Here is a 25,092-nt window from a genome sequence, read left to right on the forward strand (position 1 = left end):
TTCTTACCAGACGCCCCAAGGCCAGTCTGCCTGCCGGGGGTTTCCCCGACGTTAACTCACGGTCGCCCGTGCGTGATGAGAGCCGTATCACCGCGGGGAACGCCCAGGTGGGGCCTACCGGTCGTGTCCGGAAGGGGCCGGCTCGTTAGGCTCATACCCGTGGCACAACTGCGTATAGCTATGGCCCAGGTCAACCCGACGGTCGGTGACCTGGAAGGCAATTGCGGCATCGTCGTGGACTACGCCCGCAGGGCGGCCGAGGCGGGGGCGCACCTGGCGGTCTTCCCCGAGATGGTGGTGACCGGTTATCCCGTCGAGGACCTCGCCCTGCGCGCGTCGTTCGCCGAGGCATCCATCGAGGCCGTGCGCGGTCTCGCCCGGCGCCTGGAGGACGAGGGCCTGGGCGGGCTGCCCGTGGTGGTCGGCTTCCTCAACCGGTCGGCCGACGCGGCGCCCCGCTACGGCCGTCCGGCCGGCGCGCCCCAAAACGCGCTCGCGCTGTTGCACGGGGGTGAGGTGCGGGTCGTCTCGGCAAAGCACCACCTGCCCAACTACGGGGTCTTCGACGAGTTCCGCAACTTCGTCCCCGGGGAAACGCTGCCGGTGGTGCGCCTGCACGGTGTGGACGTCGCCCTGGTGATCTGCGAGGACCTGTGGCAGGAGGGCGGGCCGGTGGCCGCCGTGCGCGACGCCGGGGCGGGACTGCTCGTCGTCCTCAACGGGTCGCCCTACGAGCGGGACAAGGACGACGAGCGTCTGGCACTGTGCCAGCGGCGCGCCCGTGAGGCCGGCGCGGCCCTGGCCTACGTGAACATGGTGGGCGGCCAGGACGAGCTGGTCTTCGACGGCGACTCCCTCATCGTCGACGCCGGCGGCGAACTCCTCGCGCGCGGGCCGCAGTTCGAGGAGACCCTGCTCGTCACCGACCTGGAACTGCCGGTGGCGGCCCCGGCCGAGGGCGCCCCGGTCCCGGTGAGCGGCATCCGGATCGAACGCCACGTCCTGTCGGAAGAGCCGGTCGCCGCCTACGAGCCGCTGCCGGGTCGGGTGGAACCGCGTCTGGACGACCTTGCCGAGGTGTACGCGGCACTGGTCACCGGAACCCGCGACTACGTCCGCAAGAACCGTTTCGGGTCGGTCGTCCTCGGCCTGTCCGGTGGCATCGACTCGGCGCTGACCGCCACGATCGCGGTGGACGCGCTGGGCCCCGAGCGGGTCAACGTCGTGCTCATGCCCAGCCGTTACTCCAGCGACCACTCGGTCTCCGACGCCGAGGAGCTGGTCAAGCGCCAGGGCGTCAACGCGCGGACGGTCGCGGTGGGCCCCATGGTCGACGCCTTCGAGGCGGCGGTGGAGATCGACGGCCTGGCCGCGGAGAACCTCCAGGCCCGGGTGCGCGGCCAGTTGCTGATGACGCTGTCCAACCAGCACGGCCACCTCGTGCTGACCACGGGGAACAAGAGCGAGCTGGCCACGGGCTACTCCACCCTCTACGGCGACTCCGCCGGCGGCTACGCCCCCATCAAGGACGCCTGGAAGACGCTGGTGTGGGAGCTGTCGAAGTGGCGCAACGCCGAGGCGGCGCGGCGCGGCGAGGTCCCGCCGATCCCGGAGAACTCCATCTCCAAGCCGCCCAGCGCGGAACTGCGCCCCGGCCAGCTCGACACCGACTCGCTGCCCGACTACGAGGTGCTCGACGCGCTGCTGGACGATTACGTCGGCACCGATCTGGGGCGTGCCGAGCTGGTCGCGGCCGGACACGACGCCGCGCTGGTGGACCGGGTCATCCGGATGGTGGACCGCGCCGAGTACAAGCGCCGCCAGTATCCGCCGGGCCCCAAGATCAGCAGGCGCAACTTCGGCCGTGATCGGCGCCTGCCGATCACCAACAGGTGGACCGCCCCGGCCGGCCTCGCCTGATCTCGGCCCCGGGCCATGAGCCCCTCCCCGCCGGGCGCAACCTCAGGCCCGCGGGGAGGGGGTCAGTGGACGAGACCGAGTTCGCGCGCGCGGCCCGCCGCGGCCACCCGGTTGGCGACACCGAGCTTGGCCAGGATGTTGGAGACGTGGACGCTGGCGGTCTTGGCCGATATGAACAGCTCGGCGGCGATGGCGGCGTTGGTGTGCCCCCGGGCGAGCAGACGGAGCACCTCGGTCTCCCGCGGGGTCAGTCCGGCGGGCGGCGCGGGTGGCGTCGAGCCGTTCGACGGGTCCAGGGCGACGTTGATCCGCCGGGCGAGCGACGCGGCGCGCCGTTCCAGCGGAACCGCGCCCGCCTCCCCGGCGAGCCGCGCGGCGTCGCGCAGGAGCGGGGCCGCGCCGCCTCGGTCACCGGCCACGGCCGCCGCCTCGGCGGCGAGCAGCAGCGCCTCGGCCCGTGCCAGGGGCAGCCCGAGACGCCCCCACTCCTCGGCCATGGCCTGCCAGGAGACGCGGGAGGCGTCGGGGGCCTCGCCGTCGGCGTCGGCCAGCCGGGCCCGGATCGACCGCCGTAACGCGGCCTGGACCGGTCCGTTGGGCTCCATCAGCGAGGCCGGCCGCTCCACTCTTTCGCGTAGCTCGGCGACCCGGGCGGCGGCGGTGTCCGTGGCGCCGAGCGGGGACAGTAACCGAGCCAGGGCGTCCAGCAGCGGCCAGCCGTAGGCGGGGTCCCGTTCCACCGCGATGTCACGGGTGGCCCGCAATCCGGCCTCCAGGGCCGCGTCGAAATCGCCCAGGGTCTGGTGCAGTTCCACGGTGAACGTCGCCGTGGCGAGGGCGTGGTTCACGCGCGGCCGTCCCGAGATGGCCTCCCGTTCCACGGCGGCCCAGGCCGCGCGGGCCGCGTCGAGGTCGCCCAACGCCAGCGAGATCCGTCCGGCCAGGCAGTTGAGGTGGGCCCGGTGCAAGGAGGAGGACGCCCAGCCCAGACCCTGACGGGCCTGGTCCAGCCCTTCGCGCAGGGCGCCGGTCTCAACCGAGATCTCCGCCAGGTTCACCATGACGAAGGCTGCGCAGACCCGGAGCAGACTGGCCTCGCGGGCCCGTTCCAGTCCGGCCAGGCACAGGTCGCGGGCCTGGGCGTATTCGCCGCGTCCGCGCAGCAGGGAGGCGAGGTCGCCCAGGGCGCGCACCTCCATCGAGGCCTCCCCGATGGCGCGGGCCAGGGCCAGGCCGTCGTCGAAGGCGGCCCGCGCCTCGGCCTCCAGGCCGTCGCCCGCCTGGAGGGCGGCCAGCGTGATCAGCGCCTCGCTGCGGGCGCAGTCGTCACCGTGCCGCTCGGTGTGGGACAGGGCGGCCCGGGCGAGCTCGATGGCCGACACGGGACCTTCGCCGTCGCGCCCGATGAGGACGAGCAACGGGTGTCCGGCGGGAAGCCGGCCCGCGGGCACGGGTTCGGCGCGCAGCATCAGCTCGCTGGCGAGCCGGGCCAGCAGGAAACCGTAGTTACCGTCGTCGGGAGGATGGACCTCCAACGCCGTGTACAGGTCCTCGATGCCGGCCTCCTCGCCGAGCTGGATGCGGGCCAGGCCGCGGCGGCGCAGCAGCCGCCCGCGCGTCACGGATCGGGCGGTGCCCGTGGGGTCGGCGGCACCCCTGTCGAGGGGGACGGACGATGCTCGGAGGGAGGCCGGGAGCTCGGCCAGTCCGGTGTCGCACAGTTCGAGGGTCCGCGCGAACTCGCCGCTGTCGAACGCCGCGGCGGCGGCGTGGTCGAACACCTCGGCCAGGGACAGGCCGTCGACGAGCGAGCCGGGGTCGGCGACGCGCCCCCACAGGGCGATGACGCGTTCGAGCATGCGCAGCTCCTCGGCGTAGCCGAAGGAGCGGGCGGCGTGCCGGGCCGCGCGCCAGGCGGCGCCGAGGGCCCGGGCGGGTTCGCGGGCGGCGTGGTAGTGGTGGGCCTGCTCCACGGCCAGGCGGTCGGGTGGGACCAGGTCGGGGTGCGCGTCGATGACCTCGGCCCAGCGCAGGTGCAGTCGGGTGTGCTGACCCGGCAGGAGGTCCTGGTGGACCGCCTCGCGCAGCAGGGCGTGCCGGAAGCGGTAACCGGGACCGTCGACGAGCAGGATGTTGGCGTCGATGGCGGAGCGCAGGGCGGTGTCGAGGTCGGTCTCGGGCAGCTCCGCCACGTGGGCGAGCAGTTCGTGGCCGATGCGCCCACCGTCCAGCGCGCCGACGGACGCGATGTCGATCACCGAGCGCGCGGCGTCGTCGACCCGCCTCAGGCCGGCGAGAAGGAGCTCGCGCGGGCGTTCGGGAAGCGTGCCGGCGTCATGTCCGGCGTCCTCCAACAGCGATTCGACGAACAACGGGTAGCCGCCCGCGCGCTCGTGCAGCGTGGCGACCTCGTCCGGGGAGAGGTCGCCACCGCGGATGGCGGCGGCCTGGCGGGCGACCTCCTCGCGGGTGAGGGGGGACAGGTCGAGGCGGTCGACCGTGGGCAGGCGCTGGAGTTCGGGCAGGAGGCGGCGCAGCGGGTGGTCACGGTGCAGGTCGTCGGAGCGGAAGCTGACGATGACCTGGACGGGGGCGTCGGTCAGATTGCGGATGAGGAAGACCAGCAGGTCGCGGGTCGAGGGGTCGGCCCAGTGCAGGTCCTCGACGACCAGGGTGAGCCCGTCCGGGGCGGCGACGCCGGTGAGGAGGCGCAACACCTGTTCGAACAGCCGGCCGCGGGCCTCCCGGCGTTCCCTGGGAACGGGGCCGAGCTCGGGCAGGAGGCGGGCGAGCTCGTGCTCGCCGTCCTCGGCGAGGGCGTCGAAGGGGGCGCGGCCGAGGTCGCGCAGCAGGTGCCGCAGGACGGTGACGAAGGGGGCGAAGGACAGACCGTCCATGCCCAGCTCCAGGCAGCCTCCGGTGACCACCCGGGTGGGGGAGCTGCGGGCGAACTCGCCGAGGAGCCGGGTCTTGCCGATACCGGCGTCTCCGGCGAGGAGCATCACGGAGGGGGAGCCGGTTCGGGCCCGGTGCGCGTGTTCGGTGAGGGCGGCGAGTTCGGCCGACCGGCCGACGAACACCGGGCTTGAACCGTGAAAAGGCATGTCTCCCAGTATGCCGTCGGGCGGGGACGGGAGCGGGTGCGGTCGTTCACCGGGGGAGGGGTGCGGGGCGGGGCGGACGGGGGGCCTTGGGGTCGCCTGCTTGGCGGCGCTCGGTCCGGTGGCGGTCGGCCCGGCGGTGACGTTCGGTCATCCGGTCGTGGGCGATCCGGCCGAGGATGTCGGGGTGCATCATCGCTGTCTCCCTGGTCGTGGGGCCGAGGCGAGGTGTTCGTCCTCGATGTCCTCAGATTCGCCCTAAGACCCCCGGGCGGGCATCGGCAGAACTGCGTATTCGCTGCCGCCGCGCCGGGTCGGTCCGGATCGGTGACTAAGGCGGTGTGAGCGGGTTCATAGGCGGGAGTGTTCGCGCGAGTCCCGAATCGGACATACGGTTAAGTTACTCATGAGTAGCACTGATGGGTAACTTAAAGTTTCGGCTCGTCAGGGGCCGTGGAAGGGGGCGAAGATGACGGAGCGTGCCCAGGAGAGCGGCGGAGCCGACCTGCTGCTGCCCGGTGACCTGTTCGCCAGTGAGGCGCTGCTGTCGGAACGGGAACGCGAGATCGTGCTGCGCGTCCGCGGGTTCCTCGCCGAGGAGGTCGCGCCGGTCGTCAACGACCACTGGGCCAGGGCGGAGTTCCCGCACCACCTGATCAAGCGGTTCGCCGAACTCGACATCGCCGGTCTGCCCTACGGGCTCTCCGTCGGCGCGGACGGGCGGGTCCGCGAGGTCGAGCCGGCGAGCGAACTGCTCAACGGCTTCCTCGCCCTGGAACTCGCCCGCGTCGACGCCTCGATCGCGACCTTCTTCGGCGTCCACCAGGGGCTGGCCATGGGCAGCGTCGCCCTGACCGGCTCCCCCGAGCAGCGTCGTCGCTGGCTTCCCGACATGGCGCGGATGGAGCGCATCGGCGCGTTCGCGCTGACCGAACCCCAGAGCGGCTCCGACATCGCCGGGGGGCTGGCGACGACCGCCCGGCGCGAGGGGGACGAGTGGGTCCTCGACGGCCGCAAGAAGTGGATCGGCAACGCCACCTTCGCCGACCTCATCGTGGTGTGGGCGCGCGACGTGGCCGACGGCCAGATCAAGGGCTTCGTCGTCCCCGGGGACGCCCCCGGGTTCACGGCGACCACGATCGAGAACAAGATCGCCCTGCGCATCGTGCAGAACGCCGAGATCACGCTCGACGGCGTGCGGGTGCCCGAGGCCGACCGGCTCGCGGGCGCGACCGGCTTCAAGGACACCAACGACGTCCTCCGCCAGACCCGCAGCGGGGTCGCCTGGGAGTCGGTCGGCGTGATGATGGGCGCTTATGAGGCCGCGCTGTCCTACGCGACCCGACGCGACCAGTTCGGCCGCAAGCTCGCCCAGTTCCAGCTCGTCCAGGACCACCTGGTGCGGATGCTCGGCGACATCACCTCGTCGCTGTCGCTGATGGTGCGCCTGGCCCAGCTCCAGGACGCGGGGGTCAACCGGCACAACCACGCGGCCCTGGCCAAGGCCCAGGTCACGACCCGGATGCGCGAGGTCGTGGCGCGCGCCCGCGAGCTGCTGGGCGGTAACGGCATCCTCGTCGACAACGACGTGGCCCGTTTCTTCGCCGACGCCGAGGCGCTGTACTCCTACGAGGGCACCCGCGAGGTGAACACGCTCGTCGTCGGCCGGGCGATCACCGGCCACGGCGCCTTCGTCTGATCCCGCGCGCCCGGCCGGCGGATCCCGGCCGGGCGCGTGAAGGTCAGGACACGGACCCGCCTGTCGCTTCGGCGACGGCGGGTCCCGGTGGTTCCGGGATCACCGTCAGGCCGAGCTCGGGGAACCCCAGCCAGTCCAGCCGCAGCGACGCGGCCCGCGCGCGCTCGGCGAGCCGCAGCCGCAGGCGGTACACGCACAACAGGAGGGCCTGGAGGGAGTCGACCCCGAAGGCCGCCTCCACCGTCTCATCGCCCAGGCCCACGATCCTGTGGGGGCAGTACCAGTCGCCTCCGGGGGATCGGGGGTCGGGGCGCGGCCTGCCGATCTCCACCACCACCTGGGTGCGGCCGCCGTTCTCGGCGATCGCGTCGAGTCTGCGTGTGGCCACGACCTCTCCGAGTTCGTGTCGCATGTGCTCCCCTTTCCCGTTGCTTCCCGCGGTGCGGGCGCCCACGTTAGCGGGGACCTGTGACGGCCTCCCCGGCCGCGCCGAGGGGCCGCGCCTTTCCAGGGGCGGGGACGCGCTCTGCCTCGGACCTGGGACGGAGGCGGCCGGCCCGCCTCCGGGGCGTTCCCTCCACCGTGCGCTTCGCAAGCCCTTGCGCAAACTTTCGTTCTTTTCGACGGAATTTCGAACCGGGAGTGCATCCTACGCGGCGTGGCGACGTGGCTCCGTCGCGCTGAAGCGCCAGTTCACGGAGCATCAAGGGAGGTCGACGTCCTCTGCGGGAAGGTGTCCGGCAGAGAAACGTCGCGAAACACGCCGTTCACAAAGCAGCACCGGTTTGTTAGCTTCGTCACGCCGTGAAAGTTCTTGCAAGGCGTACGGCCCTGCTGTTCCCACGGCGTTGTCTCCGTCCCTGACGGTCCCCCGTCACCCCGCCTTGGAGGGCGCGATGACACTACGCAGGTCGACGGCCGCCGTAGCGGCCCTGCTCTTCGCGATCACCCTGCTCGTCCCCCTGATCACACGGGCCGAACCGGCCCGGGCCGCCACCGGCGGCCGTGACGTCATCGTCCACCTGTTCCAGTGGCCCTGGGAGTCCGTCGCACGCGAGTGCGAGACCTTCCTCGGTCCCAACGGTTACGGCGCGATCCAGGTGTCCCCACCCCAGGAGCATGTCGTCCTCGCCCGGGAGGCCCACCCCTGGTGGCAGGACTACCAGCCGGTCTCCTATCAGCTGGAGTCGCGCCGCGGCGGCCGCGCGGAGTTCGCCGCCATGGTCCGCACCTGCCGCGAGGCCGGCGTCAAGATCTACGTCGACGCCGTGCTCAACCACATGAGCGGCAGCGGCTCGGTCAACAGCGGGCCCGGCAGCGCCGGATCCCCCTACACCAAGTACGACTATCCCGGCATCTACCAGAGCCAGGACTTCCACGACTGCCGCCGGGACATCTCCAACTGGAACGACCCCTGGGAGGTCCGCAACTGCGAACTGGTCGGCCTGTCCGACCTCAAGACCGAGTCCGGTTACGTCCGGGACAGGCTCACCGCCTACCTCAACGACCTGATCGGGCTGGGAGTCGCCGGATTCCGGATCGACGCGGCCAAGCACATGGCGGTGGCCGACATCGCCGCGATCACGGCGGGCCTGAACGACGTCCCCGGGTGGGGCGGCCGGCCCTACGTCTACCAGGAGGTCATCGAGGACGCCGCGATCCGGCCGGACGAGTACACCGGCCAGGGGGACGTCACCGACTTCCGCTACCACCGCGAGGTGAGCAACGCCTTCAAACAGGGGAACCTGTCGGGTCTGCGGGACCTTTCCGGGCGGATGGCCGTGGGATCGGACCAGGCGGTGGTGTTCGTGGACAACCACGACACCCAACGCAGCGACCCGATCCTGACCTACAAGGACGGTGACGCCTACCGCCAGGCCACCGAGTTCATGCTCGCCCACCCGTTCGGCACCCCCAAGGTGATGTCGAGCTTCGCCTTCTCCGACAAGGAGGCGGGCCCGCCGGCCTCCGGCGACGGCACCACCAGCGCCGCCGACTGCGCCTCGGCGGCCTGGGTCTGCGAGCATCGCGATCCCGGGATCGCCGGGATGGTGGGCTTCCGCAACGCCGTGGGCGACGCGGGGGTGACGAACTGGTGGAGCGGCGCCGGCGACCAGATCGCCTTCGGCCGGGGGTCGGCCGGCTACGCGGTGTTCAACCAGGGCGGCGCCCTCCAGCGCACGTTCACCACCTCGCTGCCGCCCGGCGTCTACTGCGACGTCGTCAACGGCACCTTCAGCGACGGCGCGTGCGACGGTCCCACCCACACGGTCGCGGCCGACGGGACGTTCACCGCCGCGGTCCCGGCCGACAGCTCGCTGGCGTTGCACGTCCAGGCCAGGGTCGACGGTGGTGGCGGGGAGCCCACGCCCGGGCCCACCGACCCGCCGGGGGAGTGCGCCACCGTGGACGTCTCCTTCCACGCCAGGGTGACCACCTGGTACGGGCAGAACGTGTTCGTCGTCGGGTCCGTCCCCCAACTCGGGAGCTGGGACACCGGGCGGGCGGTCGCGCTCTCCTCGGCCGACTATCCGGTGTGGAAGGCCAGCGTGGACATCCCCGAGGGGACCCGGCTGGAGTACAAGTACATCAAGAAAGATCCCGACGGGCGGATCACGTGGGAGTCCGACCCCAACCGCGCCCGCGTCGCCGAGGCCGCTGGGGAGGGATGCGCGGTGACCTTCTCCGACACCTGGAGGTGAGCCGCGCCTGAGTCGCCGCCCGGGGGCGCCCGCCCCCGGGCGGCCGGTCTGAGGGCCAGGGCGCGCCGTCCGCCCGAAATGTGATGTCACCGTGTCGAGAAAACGGGCAAGGTGTACTACAGGCTGTAGTAGCGTGCGGAGCATGGACATCGTCTACTCCGCGCTCGTCTTCCTGCACCTGCTCGGTATGGCCGGTATCGTGAGCGGCTGGCTCATGCAGCTCATCGCCGGCCACGCCAAAGCCCCCAAGGTGCTGCTGCACAGCTCACTCCTCCAGCTGGCGACCGGCCTGCTGCTGGTGGGCGTCGCCGAGATGGGGGACGGCGACCTCAACCACATGAAGATCGGCGTCAAGCTCGTCGTCGCCTTCGCCGTCGCCGTGCTCGGCGTGGTCAACCTGCGCAAGCCCAGCACCGGCCTGGCCACCGCCGCCGGCGTGCTGACCCTGGTCAACGTCGCCGTCGCCGTCTTCTGGTAGACCCTTTCTCCGCGCACCGGCCGGACCGCCCCTCCCGAGGGCGGTCTGGCCCTCGTCGTTACGGGGCCGCACGGCCGGTTCAGTCGTCGTAGAAGACGCGCTCCATCACCGCGCGCGCCCGCCGGGTGACACGCCGGTAGTCCTGGACGAGCTGCTCGGCCACGCCCTCGCCCTCCTCCTCACCGCGGTAGCCCAACGCGCCGGCCAGGGCCGAACGGTCCCTCAGGTCGCTGGGGATCGAGTCGCCCCCCTTGCCCCGGACCAGCATGATCGCCCCGCGCACCCGGGCCGCCAGCCGCCAGGCGAGCTCCAGGGTCGCGGCGTCCTCGGCGTCCAGCAGCCCGACCGCCACCGCGGCGTCCAACGCCTGGATCGTCCCCGTGGTCCGCAGGGCCGCGACGTCGTGCCCGTGCCGGAGCTGGATGAGCTGGGCGACCCACTCCACGTCGGACAGGCCGCCCCGCCCGAGTTTGGTGTGCAGGGCCGGGTCGGCCCCACGCGGTAGCCGCTCGGCCTCCATCCGCGCCTTCAGCCGGCGGATCTCGCGGACCGCGGCGTCGTCCACCCCGCCGGCCGGATAGCGGATCGGGTCGATCAGCGCGACGAAACGCTCGCCCAGCCCGGGGTCCCCGGCGACCGGGGCCGCGCGCAGCAGCGCCTGGCTCTCCCAGGGCGACGACCAACGGGCGTAGTAGGCGGCGTAGGAGTCCAGGGTGCGCACCATCGGGCCGTTACGCCCCTCGGGCCGCAGATCGGCGTCCAGGCGTACCGGCGGGTCGGCGGCGGGCAGCTCCAGCAACCGGCGCAGTTCGCGGACGATCGCGTCCGCGGCCGCCGTGGCCTGCTGTACGGGAACGCCGGGCAGTGGTTCGTGGACGAACATCACGTCGGCGTCGCTGGCGTAGGACAGCTCGCCACCGCCGAACCGGCCCATCGCGACCACGCACAACCGGGTGCCCGGCTCCTCCCCGGTCGCCCTCGCCACCCGGTTGGTGGCGGCGCGCAACGCGGCGTCGACCGTGATCGCCGAGATCGCGGTGAGCGCGCTCCCGACCTCCTCGATCCCCGACACCTCCAGCAGGTCGGCGGCCGCGGTGCGCAGCAGCTCGCGACGGCGCAGCGCGCGCAGCGCGGCGACCGCGTTCTCCGCGTCGTCGTAGCGGCGCAGCGCCGCGTCGGCCTCGGCGGCCAGCTCGGCGTTGCCGCGCCGGCGCAGCGAGGCGTCGTCGGCGAGCAGCGCCACCGCCTCAGGGGCCCGCAGCAGGAGGTCGGTGACATAGCGGCTGGTGCCGAGCAGCCGCGCCATGCGCTCGGCCACGCGCACGTCGTCACGGAGCAGCCGCAGGTACCACGGCGTGGTCCCCAGCGCGTCGCTGACCTGGCGGAAGCCCAACAGGCCCGCGTCGGGGGAGGGGGCGTCGGAGAACCAGCCCAGCATCACCGGCAGCAGGGTCCGCTGGATCGCGGCCCGCCGCGTCACCCCCGATGTCAGCGCCTCCAGGTGGCGCAGCGCCCCGCCGGGATCGACGAACCCCAGGGCCTCCAGACGGTCGCGCGCCTGTTCGGGCGTCAACCGGGCCTCGTCCCCGGGCAGGCGGGCGACCGCGTTGAGCAGCGGCCGGTAGAACAGCTTCTCGTGGAGCCGGCGGACTTCGGCGGACTGCTTGCGCCACTCCGCCACCAGGGCGGCGACCGGGTCGGCGCCGTATCCCAGCGCGCGTCCCAGCCGACGTAGCTGCTCCTTCCCCGCGGGGGTCGCCGCATCGGGCAACAGGTGCGTGCGCCGCAACCGGTAGAGCTGGAGCAGGTGCTCGACGCGGCGCAGGAAGCGGTAGGCGTCGGCGAGCCCCGCGGCGTCGGCGCGGCCCACGTAACCGCCGCGCGACAGCGCCTCCAGGGCGATCAACGTGGACCCCGAGCGCAGCGACTCGTCGGTGCGGCCGTGCACGAGCTGGAGGAGCTGGACCGAGAACTCGATATCCCGGAGCCCTCCCGGTCCCAGCTTGATCTGGCGTTCGGCCTCGTGCGGGGGGATGTGGGCCTCGACCCTGCGGCGCATCGCCTGCACGTCGTCGACGAAGTTCGGCCGGCCCGCGGCCCGCCACACCAACGGCGATATCGCCTCCAGGTAGGCCGAGCCGAGGGCGGTGTCCCCCGCGATCGGCCGCGCCTTGAGCAGCGCCTGGAACTCCCACGTCTTGGCCCAGCGCTCGTAGTAGGCGAGGTGTCCGGCCAGGGTGCGCACCAAGGGGCCGTTGCGCCCCTCCGGGCGCAGCGCGGCGTCCACCTCCCACAGCGTCCCCTCGGCGTCGGTCTCGCCGGGGACCCGCATCATCGCCGCGGCCAGCCGGGCCGCCGCGCGAAGCGCCGCCTGCTCGTCGGCCACCCCCTCCGCGGGCTCGGCCACGAACACGACGTCGACGTCGCTCACGTAGTTGAGCTCGTGCCCGCCGCACTTGCCCATGCCGATGACGGCCAGGCGGCACAGCGCCGCGTCCTCGGGCGCGGCGGCGCGCGCCACCGCGAGCGAGGCGTCCAACATCGCCGCGGCCAGGTCGGCCAGTTCGGCGGCGACCTCGTCGATGGACTGGGCGCCGGTGAGGTCGCGCCCGGCCAGGCGCAGCACCCGGCGCCGGTAGGCGACCCGCAACGTGTGCTCCAGGCCGTCCGGCCCGGCCACGGCGGGGTCGGCGATCGGGGCCGGGGAGTTCGGGTCGGCGCCGACGGTGTGGAGCAGTCCCGCGCGTAGCTCCTCGGGGTCGGGCACCCGGGCCGCGTCGGCGCCGCGCAGCTCCAACCAGTCCCAGGGGTGGCGCACCAGGTGGTCGGTGAGCGCCGCGCTGGCACCCAGCACCCGGGTCAGTCGCAGGCGAAGGTCGGGGTCCTCGCACAGCGCGGTGCGGAGCTCGTCGGGATCGGGGGAGCGCTCCAGCAGCCGGGTCACCCCCAGCAAGGCGAGGTCGGGGTCGGCGGCGGAGGCCAGCGCGTCGACCAGGACGGCGTGTTCGTGCGGATCCACTCCCGCCTCGGAGAGAAGGCGCTCGGCCCGGGAGGCGTCGGTGAATCCCCGGCGGGCCAGCGTGCCGGCGGTCGTGCCCAGCCTGTCGCGAGTTGCCACACGCCTACCGTAGCCCGCCGGGCGGGCGCTGGCCGTCTTCAGGCGCCGTCCCCGGGACCGCCGCCTCCCGCTGCCCGCGTGACGCCGGGGCGGGGCCATCCCTGACCGGTCTTTCACCCGTGTCTTACCGCCCCTGGACGGGCCTCCGGTGACAGCCGGGTATGGGCGCAGGAGAGAGGACCCATTTCACAGGGAGAGGAGAGAGGCCATGACCACCGCAGCGGAGATCATGCACCGCGGGGCCGAGTGCGTGGGAGAGAACGAGACACTGCGCGACGCCGCGCACAAGATGCGCGACCTGGGGGTCGGGGCGCTGCCGGTCTGCGGCCAGGACGATCGGCTGCACGGCATCATCACCGACCGCGACATCGTCATCAAGTGCCTGGCCGAGGACAAGGATCCGGCGCAGTGCCGGGCCGGCGAGATCGCCGGCGGCACGCCCTTCTGCGTCGACGCAGGTGTCGACGTGGACGAGGTCCTGAAGCGGATGATGCGGCACCGTGTCAAGCGGATGCCGGTCATCGAGGAGCACCGGCTGGTCGGCATGATCAGCGAGGCCGACCTCGCCCGCAACCTCCCCGAGGACAAGCTCGCTCGGCTGGTCGAGTCGATCAAGTCGGGATCGGCCGACCGTGTCACCTGAGCGGGCGCGCCCCTCGGAGCCCCGTTCGGGCCGGGGACGCCGCCGGGGGCCGCGTAGGGGGCGGGTAGCGTGGTCGGGTGGATCCGTTACCTCCCCCCAGGACCGGGCCCCCGGCCGGCACGCGCGAGCGCATTCTGCGCGAGAGCTCCCGGCTGTTCGCGGAGAAGGGGTACCACGGTGCCTCCACCCGCGACATCGCCGCCGCCGTGGGCATCCGCCAACCCTCCCTGTTCCATCACTTCCCCTCTAAACGGGCGATCCTCGAGAAGCTGTTCGAGATCGACCTGGCCGCCTCCCTCGCCCTCACCAGCGAACTCGCCGACCAGCCGGGAAGCGCCGCGGTCCGCCTGTACCGCTATGTGCACGCCGAGGCCCAGGCCATCGTCTCCAGCCCCTACGACCTGACCGGGCTGTACCGCACCGGTGTGCTCTCCGACCCCGAGTTCGCCCACTGGCGCGAGGCCTATGACGCCACCCTCTCCTCGATCGCCGGGATCGTCGCCCAAGGGGTGCGGCAGGGGGAGTTCGTCGACATCGACCCGATGTTCGTCACCGACAGCGTGGACGGCCTGCTGCTGCACCTGCTCCGGCTGAGCGGCGGCTCTCCCCCCGGGCGGAGCACCGGCGAGACCGAGGCCCGGCGCACCGCCGACTTCGTCCTGCGCGCCCTGCTGCGCGACCCCGCGGACCTGGACGACGTCCGTGCCGAGGCCCGCCGGTGGGCGGGGCCGGCCAGAAGGCGGGACGTCCGAGGACCGGACGGTCCGGACACGACGGAGCCGCCGGCCGCGTCCCGCTGAGGGAACGCGACCGGCGGCCCTGGAAGGCGACCGGGGCTCGCGCCCGGCCGTGCCCCTCCCTAGATGTCGTAGTAGAGCTCGAACTCGCGCGGGTGCGGGCGCAGCCGCAGGGAGTCGATCTCCTCGGTGCGCTTGTAGTCCACGTAGGTCTCGATGAGGTCCTGGGTGAACACGCCGCCCTCGAGCAGGAACTCGTGGTCGGCCTCCAGCGCGTCGAGCACCGCGTCGAGGGACGCCGGCACCTTCTCGATGGCCCCGGCCTCCTCGGGCGGGAGCTCGTAGAGGTCCTTGTCCATCGGCTCCGGCGGCTCGATCTTGTTCTTGATGCCGTCGATCCCGGCCATGAGCATCGCGGAGAACGCGAGGTAGGGGTTGGCCGAGGGGTCGGGGACGCGGAACTCCAGGCGCTTGGCCTTGGGGTTGGAGCCGGTCAGCGGGATGCGGATGCAGGCCGAGCGGTTGCGCTGCGAGTACACCAGGTTGATGGGGGCCTCGTAGCCGGGCACCAGGCGGTGGTAGGAGTTCACCGTCGGGTTGGTGAAGGCCAGCAGCGCGGGAGCGTGCTTGAGCAGGCCGCCGATGTAGTAGCGGGCGGTGTCGGAGAGCTGGGCGTAGCCGCTCTCGTCGAAGAACAGCGGCTCGCCGTCCTTCCACAGGCTCTGGTGGCAGTGCATGCCCGAACCGTTGTCGCCGAACAGCGGCTTGGGCATGAAGGTCACGGTCTTGCCCGCGGCGTTGGCGACGTTCTTGACGATGTACTTGTAGAGCTGGACCCGGTCGGCCTCCTGGAGCAGGGTGCCGAACTCGATGCCGATCTCGGCCTGACCGGCCGTACCGACCTCGTGGTGCTGCAGCTCGACCGGGATGCCCGCGTCGATCAGGGCGCGCACCATGCGGGAGCGCAGGTCGCTGTAGTGGTCGACCGGCTCGACCGGGAAGTAGCCGCCCTTGTAGCGCGGACGGTAGCCGCGGTTGCCGCCCTCGACGGCCGTGCCGGTGTTCCACGCGCCCTCGACCGAGTCGATCGCGTAGTAGCCGGAGTTGGACTTCGTCTCGAAACGGACGTCGTCGAAGATGTAGAACTCGGCCTCGGGACCGAAGAAGGCGGTGTCGGCGATGCCGGTGCTCTTCAGGTAGGCCTCGGCCTTGCGGGCGACGTTACGGGGGTCCCGGCTGTAGGACTCCAGCGTGAACGGGTCGTGCACGAAGAAGGTGACGTTGAGGGTCTTGTACTCGCGGAACGGGTCGAGTACGGCGGTGCTGAGGTCGGGCAGCAGCAGCATGTCGGACTCGTGGATCGCCTGGAAGCCGCGGATCGAGGAGCCGTCGAACATCTGTCCCTCGGTGAACGTCTTCTCCGAGACGTTCTCCGTCGGGATGGTGACGTGGTTGACGCCGCCGAACAGGTCGGTGAACCGGACGTCGAGGAACTGGACGCCCTCGTTGCGGATGAAAGCGAGAGCCTCTTCGGCGCTGCTGAACAAAACGTACCTCCGTGCAGGTATAAGGGGCCGGTGCCGCTGCCGTACGCCGGGTTGGACGGCCCGGACACATGACCCCTTGGCTACCCTCTCGACGCTAGGAGTGGGCCATTTCCGACCCATGTCCCCAATGTTTCGCGCATGTTACAGAGGCCGGTGGGGGCGGAGCCGGCCACCCTCCTCCGTCTTTCCCGCGAGCGCCCGGTGAAACGGGAAGCGGCCGGGCCCTCCCGGCGACCGGGGTGGTTCGGTCCGCTCTGGAACGCTCGGTAACGTGTTGACCATGGAAGACAAGGGCGCGCGACGCGGCGGCGCGGGTACCGGCGCCGAGGATGTGGACTACCTCTACCGGGGCAACCGGTTGGGGCTGCCGGAGAAGGGCAGCGGATCGATCCCCGGGGTCGGGCGCCGACTCGTGGCCCTCATACTCGACTGGATCCTGGCCCTCGCCATCGTCCGGCTGCTGTTCGACCTCGACCAGGCCGACCAGGCCAACGTCACGCTGCTCGTCTTCGCGCTCCTGACCGTCGTCCTGCTCACCCTGTTCGGCTCGACGGTGGGCAAGCGCATCGTGGGCATACGTGTCGCCGCCACGGGGGAGCGGTCGCTGCCGTGGCCGGTCGCCATGCTCGCGCGGACGCTCCTGCTGTGTCTGGTGATCCCGGCCGTCGTCTACGACCGGGACCAGCGCGGCCTGCACGACCGGGTGGCGGGGACCGTCAGCCTGCGCTTCTGAGCGGTTCGCCGAGACGCCGAGGGGCCCGGTGGGAGATCTCCCACCGGGCCCCTCGGCATCCACGGCGAATCAGCGCTGGGTCTTGGGTCCCTTCGGCATCTTCACGCCCTTGGGGATGGGCCCCTTGGGCATCTGGATCGCGGGAGCCAGAGCCTTGAGACGGTAACGCAGCTCCGCGACCTCGGGCTTGTCCAGGTTGCGGGGGAGCTTGAACATCCGTTTCTGTAGCTCCGAGACCGGCACCTGGCCCTCGCCGTTGCCGACCTGGACGTCGTAGATGGGGGTCGACGGCGCGACGCGCGCGGTGCGCTTCTTCTCGGCGGCGATGAGTCCGCGCAGCCGCTGGGGGTCGCCCTCGCCCACGAGCACGATGCCGGGCCGGCCCACCGCGCGGTGCACGATGTCCATGCTGCGGTTGGCGTTGACCCCGGCGTCGACGGTCCAGTCGCCGCGCATGTTCTCCAGGATCGCCATGCCCGCGCCGAGCTGCCCGTCCAGCATCTTGTACTGGACCTTCTGGGCGCTGCGGGTGAACACGATGAAGCCCACGAGGAAGGCGATCGGTAGGCCCAGCAGCAACCAGTACAGCCACGCGCCGGTGAGCACGGCCCCGAGCACGGCCAGGGCCACCAGGGCGACCGAGACGCCGACGGCGATCGGGATGCTCTTGGGGCTCTGCTGGTGCACGACCTTGGCGACCATGCGGATCTGCTTCAGCCTGCCGGGCGGCTTCTCTGCGCCGTCCTTGCCCTTGGCGGCACGCGCCGAGGGTTCCTGGGGTTCCTGGGGCTTCTTCGCCATGAAACAAGGATATGGCGAATAGGGGAGCATACGTGAAACGGCGGCCTCAGGCCGCCGTTTCAGGTTGGTCACGTTGTCCGAACGAGGTCAGGCACCGGCCGTGACCTGCGCCTCACGGCGCTCCACCGCCTGCCGGTACAGCCGGCCGGCCCGGTAGGAGGAACGCACGAGCGGCCCCGACATGACACCGGCGAAGCCGATCTCCTCGGCCTCGGCGCCGAGCTCGACGAACTCCTCCGGCTTCACCCACCGGTCGATGGGGTGGTGCAGCTTGGAGGGGCGCAGGTACTGCGTGATCGTCAGCAGGTCGCATCCCGCCTCGTGCAGGTCGCGCATCGCCTCGCTGATCTCCTCACGGGTCTCGCCCATGCCGAGGATCAGGTTGGACTTGGTGACCAGGCCCGCCTCGCGCGCCCGCGTGATGACCTCGAGCGACCTCTCGTAGCGGAAGCCGGGGCGGATGCGCTTGAAGATCCGCGGCACCGTCTCGACGTTGTGGGCGAGCACCTCGGGACGCGCGCCGAAGACCTCGGCGAGCTGGTCGGGGTCGGCGTTGAAGTCGGGGATGAGCAGTTCGACGCCGGTGTCCGGGTTGAGCTCGTGGATCTTGCGCACCGTCTCGGCGTAGAGCCAGGCCCCGCCGTCGTCGAGGTCGTCGCGGGCCACACCGGTGACGGTCGCGTACTTCAGGCCCATCGTGCGCACCGACTCGGCGACCTTCAGCGGTTCGCGGCGGTCCAGGGCGGTGGGCTTGCCCGTGGCGATCTGGCAGAAGTCGCAGCGGCGGGTGCACTGGTCACCGCCGATGAGGAAGGTGGCCTCGCGGTCCTCCCAGCACTCGAAGATGTTGGGGCAGCCCGCCTCTTGGCACACCGTGTGGAGCCCCTCGCGGCGCACCAGCGAGTGCAGCTCGGAGTACTCCGGCCCCATCTTCGCCTTGATCTTGATCCACGACGGCTTCTTCTCGATGGGGGTCTGGCTGTTGCGGGCTTCGATCCGTAGCAGCCTGCGTCCCTCGGGAGCGACAGTCAACGGGGCCCTTCCTTTCTGCGTCCCTCGTGGGGAGGTGGTTGCGGCGCGGGGGTCAGGCACGAGCGGGCTCGGCGGGTTCGGGGAGCTCGGGGACGCCGTCGACGTGGTCGTAGGTCCGCGCGCCGAGGACATCGGCCAGGTGCCGCTCGGTGGCCTCGATCACGTCGGCGACCCCGATGTCGCGCCCCAGCTCCTGGGTCAGCGAGGTGACGCCGGCGTCGGAGATCCCGCATGGGACGATCCGGTCGAACCAGGTCAGATCATTGTTGCAGTTCAGGGCGAAACCATGCATCCCCACCCCGCGTGCGATGCGGCAGCCGATCGCCGCGATCTTGCGCTCGATCAGTCCCCGTTGCGGGTCGGCCTCCAGCCACACCCCGGTGCGTCCCTCGACGCGCCGGCCCGACAGCCCGAACTCCGCGATGACGCGGATGACGGCCTCCTCCAGCATGCGCACGTAGGCGATGACGTCGATCGGGTCCCGCAACTTGACGATGGGGTAGACGGTGAGCTGGCCGGGGCCGTGCCACGTGATCTTGCCACCACGGTCGATGTCGTAGACGGGGGCTCCGGGGTCGCTTTGGGGCCGGTCCCACGGGCCGGTCCGCTTGCCCGCGGTGTAGACGGGCTCGTGCTCCAGGAGCAGAACGGTGTCGGGGACCAGGCCGGCCACGCGGCGCTCGTGTAGTCGCCGCTGAAGTGCCCAGCCCTCCTCGTAGGGGACCGGGATCGTGCCCAGCCGGGCGTAGACGAGCTCACTCACGATTTCCACCATACGCCCCGCCGTCACCTGCCGACGATGTCGGATAGCGCACCGGCGATGTCGGGATGGTGGAAGGAATAACCGGAGGCCGTCAGGCGTTCGGGCACCACCCGCTGGCTCACCAGAACGGCCTCCTCGGCGAACCCGTCGAGCGCCGCGCGCATCAGCGCGCCCGGCACCCGCACCAGCGCCGGACGGTGCAGCGCGCGGGCCAGGGTCGAGGTGTAGACGGCGTTGGGCACCGGACCGGGCGCGGTCAGGTTGACCGGTCCGGTGATGTCGGGCCGCTCCAGCAGGAAGCGGATGGCGCCCACCTCGTCGGCCAGCGAGATCCAGCTCAGGTACTGCCGGCCGTCGCCCAATCGGCCTCCCAGGCCGAGCCGGAACAGGGGAAGCGTCGCGCCGAGGATGCCTCCGGCGCGGTCCAGGACGACACCGGTCCGCAGGTGCGCCACCGGGATCCCGGCCCGTTCGGCGGGGTCGGTCTGGGCCTCCCACTCGGCCACCAGGTCGGCCAGGAAACCCGTGCCCCGCGGACCGTCCTCCCCCACCGAGCGGGTCCCGGTGTCCCCGTAGAAGCCGATCGCCGAGCCGCAGAGCAGTCGGCGGGGCGGCGTGTCCATCGCGGCGAGGACCGTGGCGATCGTGCGGGTGCCGGCCAGACGGCTCTCGCGGACCCGGTGCCGGTGCCGCGCCGTCCACCTGGCCGGTCCGATCGGGGCTCCGGCCAGGTGGACGACCGCCTCGACGCCCGCCAGGCGCTCGGTGTCCACCCGCCCCTCCTCGGGGGACCACTCGATCTCGGCCGCGGTCCGCGCCGGACGGCGCACGAGATGGAGGACGTCATGTCCCTCGGCGGTGAGGGAACGGCTGAGCGCCGTCCCGATGAGCCCGGAGGCTCCGGTGATCGCGATCCTCATGCCCGCGGTCTACCCGGGGACGGGCGGACCACGCGGGACGGAACGGACGATCGAGATCTCCCGGAAATCCGAGGTTTCCCAGAGAAACGGCGCGCGCAGCCCCGGAGATGGATTACCGTATGTATTGGCACCTGAGCCGCCAGTAAGCGGCCGGGGGTCCGGTGACCGCGTGTCGCCGACCGCAGACCTTGGTGATGGGGATCATCAGGGGATGGTGAATGGTGGGGTGAAAACGGTGGGGCGGTACCCGATTCGGGTACCGCCCCACCGTGCGTTTCCGGGCGGTCAAGCCGCCCCGCCGTGTTCCCGCGGGGCCTCACCCCACGGGAACACGGCCGGAGGGTCAGGCCAGGCCCAGCTCGGCCTCGAACGCGCCTTCCTCCAGGCGCTCCTTGACCGTCCGCAGGAAGCGGGCGGCGTCGGCGCCGTCGATCAGCCGGTGGTCGTAGCTCAGCGAGAGGTAGACCATCGAGCGCACCGCGATGACCTCGCCCAGGCTCGGGTCCTCCACGACGACCGGACGCTTCACCACGGTGCCGGTCCCCAGGATCGCGACCTGCGGCTGGTTGATGATCGGCGTCTCGAACAGGGCGCCTTCGGCGCCGCTGTCGGTCAGCGTGAACGTGCCGCCGCTCAGCTCGTCGGGGTTGAGCCCACCGGTGTGGGCGCGCTCGGCCAGGTCGGCGACCTTGCGGGCGATGCCGCCGAGGTTGAGGTCACCGGCGTCCTTGATGACCGGGGCGAGCAGACCGCGCTCGGTGTCGACCGCGATGCCGAGGTTCTCGATGCTGTGGTAGGTGACCTCGTGGCTGGCGCCGTCGATGACCGCGTTCAGCTTGGGGTGCACCTTCAGCGCCTCGACCGTGGCCAGCGCGAAGAAGGGGAAGAAGGACAGCTCGACGCCCTCGCGGGCCCGGAACTGCTCCCCGGCCTTCTCACGCAGCCGCGCGATCTTGGTGACGTCGACCTCGACGACCTGGGTGAGCTGGGCGGAGGTCTGCAGCGACTCCACCATCTGCTCGGCGATCGTCTGACGCAGGCGCGACATCTTCTCGGTACGGCCGCGCAGCGTCGTGTCGGCCACGACCTGGCGGGGGCGCGCCGGAGCGGCGGCGGCCGCGACGGGGGCGGCGGCACGCTGCTCGCGCTGCTTGCGGGCCGCCTCCTGGACGTCCTGCTTACGGATACGGCCGCCGACGCCGGTGCCCTCGACCTGGGAGAGGTCGACGCCCTGCTCCGCGGCGAGCTTGCGCACCAGCGGCGTCACGTAGGCCTCGCCACCGGTGTCGGTACCGGAGGAACGGCCGGTGCCGCTCAGCGTCTCGACGTCGACCGGCGGGGTCGACTCCTCGCGGCTGGCACGGGCCGGCTGCGGGGCCGGGGCGGCCGGCTGGGGCTCGGGCTCGGGGCGGGCCTGCTCCGGCTCCGGTTCGGGCTGGGGCTCCGGCTCGGGTTCGGGCTGGGGCTCGGGAGCGGCCTCCTCGGCCGGGGCCGCCTCCTCAGCGGGGGCCTCCCCGGCGTCACCGATGATCGCGATCTCGGCACCGACCTCGACGGTCTCGTCCTCACCCACGAGGATGCGGGTCAAGACACCGGCGACCGGCGAGGGGATCTCGGTGTCGACCTTGTCGGTCGAGACCTCGAGGAGCGGCTCGTCGACCTCGACGGTCTCGCCCTCCTTCTTCAACCACTGGGTGACGGTGCCCTCGGTGACGCTTTCGCCCAGCGCGGGCATGGTTACGGGAGTCGGCATGGGTTCCTCTTGGATGGACGGTCTCAACGCGGAAGAGATCGCGGGCGGACCGGGAGCGGTCCGCCCGCGCGACCGGGTGCGTCAGTCGTGGACGTGCAGCGGCTTGCCGGCGAGCGCCAGGTGCGCCTCGCCGAGCGCCTCCGACTGGGTCGGGTGCGGGTGGATGAGCTGGGCCACCTCGATGGGCAGTGCCTCCCAGTTGTAGATGAGCTGCCCCTCGGCGATGAGCTCGCCGACGCGGCTGCCCACCATGTGGACGCCCAGGACCGGACCGTCCTTCTCGGCGATGACCTTCACCGCGCCCTGCGTCTGCAGGATCTGGCTCTTGCCGTTGCCGCCGAGGTTGTAGTTCATCTCGACGATGTCGTAACCGCGCTCCTTGGCGACCTTCGAGGTGATGCCCACGGAGGCGACCTCGGGCTCGCAGTAGGTGACCCGCGGGACACCGTCGTAGTCGATCGCCGGCGGGTTGAGGCCGGCGATGTGCTCGGCCACGAAGATGCCCTCGGCGAAGCCGACGTGGGCGAGCTGGAGGGTCGGAATGAGGTCGCCGACGGCGTAGATGTTGCCGACGCCGGTGTGCAGGTTCTCGTCGACCTTGACGAAACCGCGCTCCAGGGTGATGCCCTGCTCCTCGTAGCCCAGGCCCTCGGAGACCGGGCCGCGGCCGATGGCCACGAGCAGCAGTTCGGCCTCCAGCGTCTTGCCGCCCTGCAACGTCACGGTGACACCGGAGTCGGTGGTCTTGACGCTCTCGAACGGGGTGCCCAGCTCGTACTTGATGCCGCGCTTGCGGAAGGCACGCTCCAGCAGCTTGGAGCTGGACTCCTCCTCGACCGGGACCAGGTGCGGCAGCGCCTCGACGATGGTCACCTCGGCGCCGTAGGAACGCCACACACTGGCGAACTCCACGCCGATCACGCCACCGCCCAGGACCACGACGGATCCGGGCACGCGGTTCAGCTTGAGGGCCTCGTCGCTGGTGATGATCTTCTCGCCGTCGATCTCCAGGCCCAGGGTCTTGGGCTTGGAACCGGTGGCGAGCAGGATGTTGCGGCCCTTGTAGGCCGTGCCGTCGACGGTGACCTCGTCGGGGCCGGTGAGCTTGCCCTCGCCCTCGACGACGGTGATCTTGCGGGCCTTGATCAGGCCGCTGAGACCCTTGTGCAGGCCACCGATGACCTTGTCCTTGTACTTGTGGACGGCCTCGATGTCGATGCCCTCGAAGCTCGCCTTGACGCCGAACGTCTCGCTCTCCCGGGCGCTGTCGGCGACCTCGGCGGAGTGCAGCAGGGCCTTGGTGGGGATGCAGCCCTTGTGCAGGCAGGTGCCGCCGAGCTTGTCTTTCTCGATCAGGACGACGCTCATGTCCAGTTCGGCCGCGCGCAGCGCCGCCGCATAGCCGCCGCTGCCGCCGCCCAGGACGACGAGGTCGAAGGTGCCGCCGCTCTCACTCACGGGAAGGACACTCCTTGTTCCGGATTCGTCATTTGTCTTGTTCAGACAGTTCGCGCGGCCGGACACGGGTCGCGTCCGGCCGTGTTTCCTTTTTCAGTTCTCGGCGTAGGCCTCGGCGATGCGCACCAGCGTGCGCGTCGCCGAGCCGGTACCGCCCTTGGGGGTGTAACCGTAGGGGCCGCCCTGGTTGAAGGCGGGACCGGCGATGTCCAGGTGGGCCCAGCGCACGCCTTCGGCGATGAACTCCTTGAGGAACACCCCGGCGCTGAGCATCCCGCCCCAGCGTTCCCCCGCGACGTTGGCGATGTCGGCGACGGAGGAGTCGAGTCCCTTGCGCAGCTCCTCGGGCAACGGCATCGGCCAGGCGGCCTCGCCCGCTTCGGCGGCCGCGGCCACGACCTGCTCGCGCACCTCGTCGTCGTTGGCCATGACGGCGAACACCCGGGTGCCCAGCGCGACGAGCTGCGCGCCGGTCAGCGTCGCCACGTCCACGATCAGGTCGGGCCCGTCCTCGTGCGCGCGGACCAGGGCGTCGGCCATGACCAGGCGCCCCTCGGCGTCGGTGTTGAGCACCTCGACGGTCTTGCCGCCGTACATGGTGAGCACGTCGGAGGGACGCTGGGCGGTGCCGCTGGGCATGTTCTCGGCGATGGCGAGGTAACCGACGACGTTGACGGCCGGCTTGAGCTCCGCCACGGCGCGCAGCGCCGACAGCACCGCCGCCGCGCCTCCCATGTCGGACTTCATCCAGTCCATGGACGCGGCCGGCTTCAGCGACAGGCCACCGGAGTCGAAGGTGATCCCCTTGCCGACGAAGGCGACGGTGCGCCGGGCCTCGGGGTGGGAGTAGGCCAGGCGGACCAGCCGCGGCGGGTTGGCCGAGCCCTGTCCGACGCCGAGGATGCCGCCGTACCCCCCGTCGGCGAGTGCCTGCTCGCCGAGCGTCTCGACGTCCAGGCCCCACTCGCGGGCCACCTCTTCGGCGGCGTGGGCGAGGTCCTCGGGGGTGAGGTCGGCCGGCGCGGTGTTGACGAGGTCGCGGGCGAGGTTGACCGACTCGGCCAGGGCCGTGGCCCGCCGGGCCGCGGCGTCGGCCCCCTCGGCGGAGCTGGCCAGCAGCAGCGTCTCGGCACGCTGGACGGGCTCCTCGGAGGTGCGGTAGCGGTCGAACCCGTAGGCGCCCAGCAGCGCGCCGAGCGCGACCGCGCCGGCGGATTCGGCGCTGGCGGCCGGGAGCGCGAGGACGACGCGCGATTTGCCCTCGCAGGCGCGCAGGGCGGCGCCGGCGGCACGGGCCAGGGTGTCGGAGGAGATCTCGTCGCCCTCCGCGGGAAGCTCGCCGAGGCCGACCGCCACGACGACGGGGGCCCGAAGGGCGCCGAGCGTGGGAACCGTGCGCACCTCCTCAAGGGCGCCGCGGGCTCCCAGCAGCGACAGGGTCGAGGCGAGGCCGCCGGAGAAGGCGGCGTCGACGTCGTGAGCGCCCGACGCGGGCTCCGGGCCATTGGCGCCGGAGTGGTAGCCGACGACTACCGCGTCGGCGTCGAGCGAACTGGGGGACTCCGTGATGACTGACAACGACGTGCTCACGGTCCCGATGCTAGTCCTTATGACGTGCGGCCGGAGACGCGGCGTCCCGCGAAAGGACCGCGCGAGCCGCCGCTCGGGGAGGTGGGGCGTGGTCGGG

19 protein-coding genes are annotated in these 25,092 nt (G+C 71.7%); 7 read left to right on the forward strand and 12 right to left on the reverse strand.

Annotation, left to right across the window (positions count from 1 at the left end; all coding sequences use genetic code 11):
- Positions 1–159: 159 nt before the first annotated feature.
- Entirely contained in the window at positions 160–1,920 is a 1,761-nt protein-coding gene (locus B5D66_RS05050) for an NAD+ synthase (protein WP_200813521.1), read from the forward strand.
- A gap of 62 nt (positions 1,921–1,982) precedes the next feature.
- Here B5D66_RS05050 and B5D66_RS26430 read toward each other — a convergent pair whose 3' ends face one another.
- Positions 1,983–5,024, reverse strand: coding sequence for a helix-turn-helix transcriptional regulator (locus B5D66_RS26430; RefSeq protein ID WP_078760411.1), 3,042 nt, complete (start codon positions 5,022–5,024; stop codon positions 1,983–1,985).
- 46 nt (positions 5,025–5,070) lie between these two features.
- The gene (locus tag B5D66_RS25385) at positions 5,071–5,217 is read right to left on the reverse strand and encodes a hypothetical protein (RefSeq protein ID WP_159457216.1); all 147 of its coding nucleotides are present in this window, start codon (positions 5,215–5,217) and stop codon (positions 5,071–5,073) included.
- 273 nt (positions 5,218–5,490) lie between these two features.
- On the opposite strand from B5D66_RS25385, the gene B5D66_RS05060 reads away from it, so the two are divergent.
- The gene (locus tag B5D66_RS05060; protein ID WP_078760412.1) at positions 5,491–6,720 is read left to right on the forward strand and encodes an acyl-CoA dehydrogenase family protein; all 1,230 of its coding nucleotides are present in this window, start codon (positions 5,491–5,493) and stop codon (positions 6,718–6,720) included.
- A gap of 43 nt (positions 6,721–6,763) precedes the next feature.
- Here B5D66_RS05060 and B5D66_RS05065 read toward each other — a convergent pair whose 3' ends face one another.
- Positions 6,764–7,132 carry a DUF6968 family protein gene (locus B5D66_RS05065; RefSeq protein ID WP_078760413.1) on the reverse strand — a complete coding sequence of 123 codons (369 nt, stop codon included), beginning with the start codon at positions 7,130–7,132 and terminating at the stop codon, positions 6,764–6,766.
- Positions 7,133–7,616: 484 nt separating this feature from the next.
- Here B5D66_RS05065 and B5D66_RS05070 point away from each other — a divergent pair, with 484 nt between their 5' ends.
- Together B5D66_RS05070 and B5D66_RS05075 are read left to right on the forward strand one after the other, a co-directional pair.
- On the forward strand, positions 7,617–9,422 hold the full coding sequence (locus B5D66_RS05070) for a carbohydrate-binding module family 20 domain-containing protein (protein ID WP_078760414.1): 1,806 nt from the start codon (positions 7,617–7,619) through the stop codon (positions 9,420–9,422).
- Positions 9,423–9,564: 142 nt separating this feature from the next.
- Positions 9,565–9,900 (forward strand): hypothetical protein, encoded by a 336-nt coding sequence (locus B5D66_RS05075; protein ID WP_078760415.1) that lies wholly within the window; start codon positions 9,565–9,567, stop codon positions 9,898–9,900.
- A gap of 79 nt (positions 9,901–9,979) precedes the next feature.
- Here the strand turns inward: B5D66_RS05075 and B5D66_RS05080 are convergent, their stop codons facing one another.
- Positions 9,980–13,018 carry a bifunctional [glutamine synthetase] adenylyltransferase/[glutamine synthetase]-adenylyl-L-tyrosine phosphorylase gene (locus tag B5D66_RS05080; RefSeq protein ID WP_235000756.1) on the reverse strand — a complete coding sequence of 1,013 codons (3,039 nt, stop codon included), beginning with the start codon at positions 13,016–13,018 and terminating at the stop codon, positions 9,980–9,982.
- Positions 13,019–13,226: 208 nt separating this feature from the next.
- Between B5D66_RS05080 and B5D66_RS05085 the strand changes: the two genes are divergently transcribed.
- Entirely contained in the window at positions 13,227–13,661 is a 435-nt protein-coding gene (locus B5D66_RS05085; RefSeq protein ID WP_078760417.1) for a CBS domain-containing protein, read from the forward strand.
- Between the two features lie 77 nt (positions 13,662–13,738).
- Positions 13,739–14,461: a TetR/AcrR family transcriptional regulator gene (locus B5D66_RS05090; protein ID WP_078760418.1), complete on the forward strand. Its 723-nt coding sequence runs from the start codon at positions 13,739–13,741 to the stop codon at positions 14,459–14,461.
- A gap of 59 nt (positions 14,462–14,520) precedes the next feature.
- Here B5D66_RS05090 and glnA read toward each other — a convergent pair whose 3' ends face one another.
- The gene (glnA, locus tag B5D66_RS05095; RefSeq protein ID WP_078760419.1) at positions 14,521–15,945 is read right to left on the reverse strand and encodes a type I glutamate--ammonia ligase; all 1,425 of its coding nucleotides are present in this window, start codon (positions 15,943–15,945) and stop codon (positions 14,521–14,523) included.
- A 280-nt stretch (positions 15,946–16,225) separates the two neighbouring features.
- Here glnA and B5D66_RS05100 point away from each other — a divergent pair, with 280 nt between their 5' ends.
- Positions 16,226–16,678 carry an RDD family protein gene (locus B5D66_RS05100; RefSeq protein WP_078760420.1) on the forward strand — a complete coding sequence of 151 codons (453 nt, stop codon included), beginning with the start codon at positions 16,226–16,228 and terminating at the stop codon, positions 16,676–16,678.
- Positions 16,679–16,747: 69 nt separating this feature from the next.
- On the opposite strand, the gene B5D66_RS05105 is transcribed toward B5D66_RS05100, so the two are convergent.
- The 7 genes from B5D66_RS05105 to B5D66_RS05135 form a co-directional block, all read right to left on the reverse strand.
- Positions 16,748–17,479, reverse strand: a complete 732-nt coding sequence (locus B5D66_RS05105) for a DUF4191 domain-containing protein (protein WP_078760421.1) — start codon at positions 17,477–17,479, stop codon at positions 16,748–16,750.
- Positions 17,480–17,566: 87 nt separating this feature from the next.
- Positions 17,567–18,511, reverse strand: a complete 945-nt coding sequence (lipA, locus tag B5D66_RS05110; protein WP_078760422.1) for a lipoyl synthase — start codon at positions 18,509–18,511, stop codon at positions 17,567–17,569.
- A gap of 52 nt (positions 18,512–18,563) precedes the next feature.
- Entirely contained in the window at positions 18,564–19,274 is a 711-nt protein-coding gene (gene lipB, locus B5D66_RS05115) for a lipoyl(octanoyl) transferase LipB (protein ID WP_078760551.1), read from the reverse strand.
- 23 nt (positions 19,275–19,297) lie between these two features.
- A complete protein-coding gene (locus B5D66_RS05120; RefSeq protein WP_200813522.1) occupies positions 19,298–20,194 on the reverse strand; it encodes a TIGR01777 family oxidoreductase in 897 nt (298 codons plus the stop codon).
- Positions 20,195–20,537: 343 nt separating this feature from the next.
- Positions 20,538–21,929, reverse strand: a complete 1,392-nt coding sequence (gene sucB, locus B5D66_RS05125; RefSeq protein ID WP_078760423.1) for a 2-oxoglutarate dehydrogenase, E2 component, dihydrolipoamide succinyltransferase — start codon at positions 21,927–21,929, stop codon at positions 20,538–20,540.
- 99 nt (positions 21,930–22,028) lie between these two features.
- Entirely contained in the window at positions 22,029–23,405 is a 1,377-nt protein-coding gene (gene lpdA, locus B5D66_RS05130) for a dihydrolipoyl dehydrogenase (protein ID WP_078760424.1), read from the reverse strand.
- 93 nt (positions 23,406–23,498) lie between these two features.
- Positions 23,499–24,995 carry a leucyl aminopeptidase gene (locus B5D66_RS05135; RefSeq protein ID WP_078760425.1) on the reverse strand — a complete coding sequence of 499 codons (1,497 nt, stop codon included), beginning with the start codon at positions 24,993–24,995 and terminating at the stop codon, positions 23,499–23,501.
- Positions 24,996–25,092 lie beyond the last annotated feature (97 nt).

The sequence above is a fragment of the Marinactinospora thermotolerans DSM 45154 genome, from assembly GCF_900167435.1.
Classification (GTDB): domain Bacteria; phylum Actinomycetota; class Actinomycetes; order Streptosporangiales; family Streptosporangiaceae; genus Marinactinospora; species Marinactinospora thermotolerans.